This window comes from Actinosynnema sp. NPDC059797 (assembly GCF_042732085.1).
Taxonomy (GTDB): Bacteria; Actinomycetota; Actinomycetes; order Mycobacteriales; family Pseudonocardiaceae; genus Actinosynnema.
This window is the reverse complement of the sequence record NZ_JBHWIE010000503.1, coordinates 1-4,132: the sequence shown is the minus strand read 5'-3', so window position 1 is coordinate 4,132 and position 4,132 is coordinate 1. Positions and strand designations below refer to the sequence as shown.

3 protein-coding genes and 1 pseudogene are annotated in these 4,132 nt (G+C 73.4%); 3 read left to right on the top strand and 1 reads right to left on the bottom strand.

Annotation, left to right across the window (positions count from 1 at the left end; translation table 11 throughout):
• The 3 genes and pseudogenes from ACFV4N_RS40585 to ACFV4N_RS40575 form a co-directional block, all read left to right on the top strand.
• Window positions 1-2,237, top strand: a 2,237-nt coding sequence (locus tag ACFV4N_RS40585; protein ID WP_499678009.1) for an amino acid adenylation domain-containing protein, incomplete at its 5' end; no start/stop codon positions are given.
• A 28-nt stretch (window positions 2,238-2,265) separates the two neighbouring features.
• A complete protein-coding gene (locus tag ACFV4N_RS40580; protein WP_499678008.1) occupies window positions 2,266-3,519 on the top strand; it encodes an MFS transporter in 1,254 nt (417 codons plus the stop codon).
• Window positions 3,520-3,538: 19 nt separating this feature from the next.
• Window positions 3,539-3,934, top strand: a pseudogene (locus tag ACFV4N_RS40575) (LLM class flavin-dependent oxidoreductase); the annotation flags it as partial.
• Here ACFV4N_RS40575 and ACFV4N_RS40570 read toward each other — a convergent pair.
• A complete protein-coding gene (locus tag ACFV4N_RS40570) occupies window positions 3,885-4,130 on the bottom strand; it encodes a hypothetical protein (RefSeq protein ID WP_499678010.1) in 246 nt (81 codons plus the stop codon). The pseudogene ACFV4N_RS40575 and the gene ACFV4N_RS40570 overlap by 50 nt on opposite strands.
• Between the last annotated feature and the right edge of the window lie 2 nt (window positions 4,131-4,132).

Here is a 4,132-nt window from a genome sequence, read left to right as displayed (position 1 = left end):
AGTTCGACGCACCCTTCTTCGGGATCTCCCCGCGCGAGGCCCTGGCCATGGACCCGCAGCAGCGCCGCAGGATGTACCAGGCGGGGTTCCAGCGCGACGCCGCCCGCGCCGAGTACAGCGGCGCCGACGAGGACTTCCTCCGGTCGCTGGAGCTGGAGCTGCGCATCGAGCGGGCCGGCGAGCAGGCGCTGGCGCGGGTCGAGGAGCTGACCCTGCGCACCAGCCAGATGAACGCCACCGGCGTGCACTACTCCGACGCCGACCTGCGCGCCCTGATCGCCGACCCCCGGCACGAGGTGCTCGTCGCGACCCTGAAGGACCGCTTCGGCCCGCACGGCGCGATCGGCGTGATGCTCATCGAGAAGCACCAGGCCGTGTGGAACCTCAAGCTGCTGGCGACCTCGTGCCGCGTGGTCGCGTTCGGCACCGGCGCGGTGATCCTGCGCTGGCTGACCGACCAGGCCGCCCGCGCGGGCGCGCACCTGGTGGCGGACTTCCGGCGCACCGACCGCAACCGGATGATGGAGGTCGCCTACCGCTTCGCCGGGTTCACCGACACCGGCTGCCGGTGCGTGGCCGAGCTGCCGCCCGCGGCGGGCCCTGAGGGCGTGGAGCGGCTGCACCTGGTGCCCACGCGGCAGCCGGAGTCGACGACCATGGCGGTGTTCGCGCCCGAGCTGGGCGGGCGCACCCTCTACGAGTGGTTCGAGGGCTCGGTGCGCCGCTTCCCGGACCGGCCCGCGCTGGAGGTCCGCGGCGAGGCCGTGACCTACGGGCGGCTGCACCGGGAGGTCGTGTCGCTGGCCGACCGGCTGCTGCGCGAGCACGGCGCGCCCCCGAAGCGGCTCGCGCTGCTGGCGGCCCGCAGCCGGGTCGCGTTCACCGGCTACCTGGCCGCCCTGCGGCTCGGCGCGACCGTCACCCCGCTCAACCCGGCCTACCCGGCCGACCGCAACCGCATGGTGTGCGAGCTGGCCGGCGTGGACCTGGTCGTGGTCGACGAGTCCGGCGCGGCCCAGTGCGACGCCGAGCTGGAGGCGCTCGTGCCCACGGTGGTGCGGCTGACCGAAGCCGACATCGCCGACACCGGCGCGGACGAGGCGGACCTCCCGCCCTGCGCGGTGTCGCCGGACGACGTGGCCTACGTGCTGTTCACCTCCGGCTCGACGGGGCGGCCGAAGGGCGTGCCGATCCGGCACCGCAACCTCTCGCCGTACATCGCGCACAACATCGAGCGCTACCGGGTCGAGCCGGGCTGCCGGATGTCGCACACGTTCGACCTGACCTTCGACCCGTCGGTGTTCGACCTGTTCGTCACCTGGGGCGGTGGCGCGACGCTGGTCGCGCCGCAGCGCAACGAGCTGCTCACCCCCGTCGACTACCTGGTCAACCACGGCATCACGCACTGGTTCTCGGTGCCCTCGGTCGTGTCGGTCAGCGCCGAGCTGGGCAACCTGCCCACCGGCCTGGTGAGCGGCCTGCGGTACAGCGTGTTCATCGGCGAGCAGCTGACCGCGCGGCAGGCCGCCGCGTGGCGGGCGGTCGCGCCGGACGCGGTGATCGAGAACGTCTACGGCCCCACCGAGCTGACCGTGGCGTGCACCGAGTACCGGCTGCCGGGCGACCCCGCCGAGTGGCCGGCGACGTCGAACGACACCGTGCCGATCGGCCCGGTGTACGACTTCCTGGACCGGGTCGTGCTCGACGAGGACGGCCGCCCGGCGCAGGAGGGCGAGCTGTGCGTGCGCGGCGCCCAGCGCTTCGACGGCTACCTCGACCCGGGCGACAACGCGGGCCGCTTCCTGTCCTTCGACGGCGAGCGCGCCGAGCCCTACGACGGCGACGGCCCGCTGACCCCGGAGCACTACTACCGCACCGGCGACCGCGTGCGGCTGGAGCGGGGGGAGTGGGTCCACCTGGGCCGGCTCGACAACCAGGTGAAGGTCCGCGGCTACCGCATCGAGCTGGGCGAGGTCGAGGCCGCGATGCGCAGGCACCCGGACGTCTCGCAGGCCGTCGTGATCGCCCACCGGAAGGGCGACGACACCGAGCTGGTCGGCTTCCACACCGGCAGCCCGGTCGAGCCGACGGCGTTCCTGCTGTGGCTGCGCAAGAAGATCCCGGTGCACATGGTGCCGCGGCGCTACGTCCACCTGGACGCGCTGCCGCTCAACGCCAACGGCAAGGCGGACCGGGGCAGGCTCCGCGAGCTGCTCACCGCGCCGGACCTCGTCTGACCCGAACCAGGAAGCAGAGGAACACCCCATGGCGGCCGTACCGTCCTTCGTCCGGCACCTCATCCCCGACCGCGGTCCGATCCGGGTCCTCGCCGCGAGCAACCTGGCGCGGACCATCGGCAACGGCGTGCTCATCTCCGTCACCGTGCTGTTCTTCACCCGCTCGGTCGGCATCCCCGCCACGCAGGTGGGCCTCGGCATGACCATCGCCGCCGTGCTCGGGATGCTGGTCAGCATCCCGGCGGGGCGCGTAGCGGACGTGCTGGGCGCCCGCACCGCGGCGATCGCGTTCGTCGCCCTCCAGGGCCTGACGATCTGCACGTACGCCCTCGTCGGCGGTTTCGCCGGGTTCGTCGTCGCCTCGACGCTGGTGATCTCGGCGCAGTCGGCGGCGGACGCGGCCCGCGGCGCGCTGGTCGCGGGCGTCACGAAGGGCAAGGACCGGGTGCGCGCCAGGGCGTACCTGCGGTCGATCACCAACATCGGTGTGTCGATCGGCGCGGTCGCCGGCGGTGTGGCGCTGCACTTCGACTCGCGGCCGGGCTACGTGTCGCTGCTGTTCGCGGCGGGCCTGCTGTACGTGGTGGCGGGCCTGGTCTTCCTGAAGGCCCCGAACGTGCCGCCCGCGGCGAAGTCGGCGGAGGACGGCGGGCCCACCTGGGTGGTGCTGCGCGACCGGCCGTTCGCGGTCGTCGCGCTGCTCAACGCGGTCCTGGTGATGAACGGCGGCATCCTCACCGTCGCCCTGCCCATCTGGATCGCCGAGCGCACCGAGGCCCCGACGTGGGTGTACTCCGGCATCCTGCTGCTCAACACCGTGATGGTGGTGCTGTTCCAGGTGCGGGCCAGCCAGGGCGCCGAGGACGTCGAGGGCGGCGCCAGGGCGCTGCGCCGCTGCGGCGTCCTGCTCGCGGTGTGCTGCGGCCTGTTCGCCCTGGCCGCCGGGCAGCCGGCGTGGCTGGCGGTCGTCGCCCTGGGCCTGGGCGCGCTGGTGCACGTGTTCGGCGAGCTGCTCTACAGCGCGGGCTCGTGGGCGCTGGCCTACGAGCTGGCCCCCGAGCACGCGCAGGGCCAGTACCAGGGCCTGTTCGGCATGTCGACCCAGCTCGGCTCGGTGATCACCCCGGTCGCCGCCACCACGCTGGTGATCGGGCTCGGCTGGCCGGGCTGGCTCGTCTTCGCCGCCGTCCTGCTCGCCGCCGGCCTGGCCGCGCCCGCCGTCGCCCGCTGGGCCCAGGGCACCAGGCCCCGGCCGACCGCCGAGAGCGCCCTCCCGGCCTGACCACCTCTTGGGGGACACCATGGACTTCAGCCTGTTCTACTTCGCCAACGACAGCCGCGAACTCGACGCGAACCGCTACCAGCTCCTGCTGGACGGCGCGCGGTTCGCCGACCGCAACGGCTTCACCGCCGTGTGGACGCCCGAACGCCACTTCCACCCGTTCGGCGGGCTCTACCCGAACCCCTCGGTGACCGGCGCGGCCGTCGCCGCCATCACCGAGCGGATCCAGATCCGGGCCGGCAGCGTCGTCGCGCCCCTGCACCACCCGCTGCGCATCGCCGAGGAGTGGTCCGTGGTGGACAACCTCTCGGGCGGTCGCGTCGGCCTGTCCTTCGCCTCCGGCTGGCACGCCGTGGACTTCGCGCTCAAGCCGGAGAACTACGCCGACCGCAGGCAGGTGCTGATCGACTACACCGACCAGGTCCGCCGGCTGTGGCGCGGCGAGCAGGTCGACGTGGTCGACGGCACCGGCGCAGCGCGAGCACCACCTCGGCGGTGTCGTCGATGTCGGGGTAGGTGTCGTTCTCGAACTCGAACGCCCAGCCGCCCGCCTCCAGCGAGGGCCGCCGCACGCTCCAGTCGCCGCGCTTGCGGATCTCCTCGCCGAGCATCC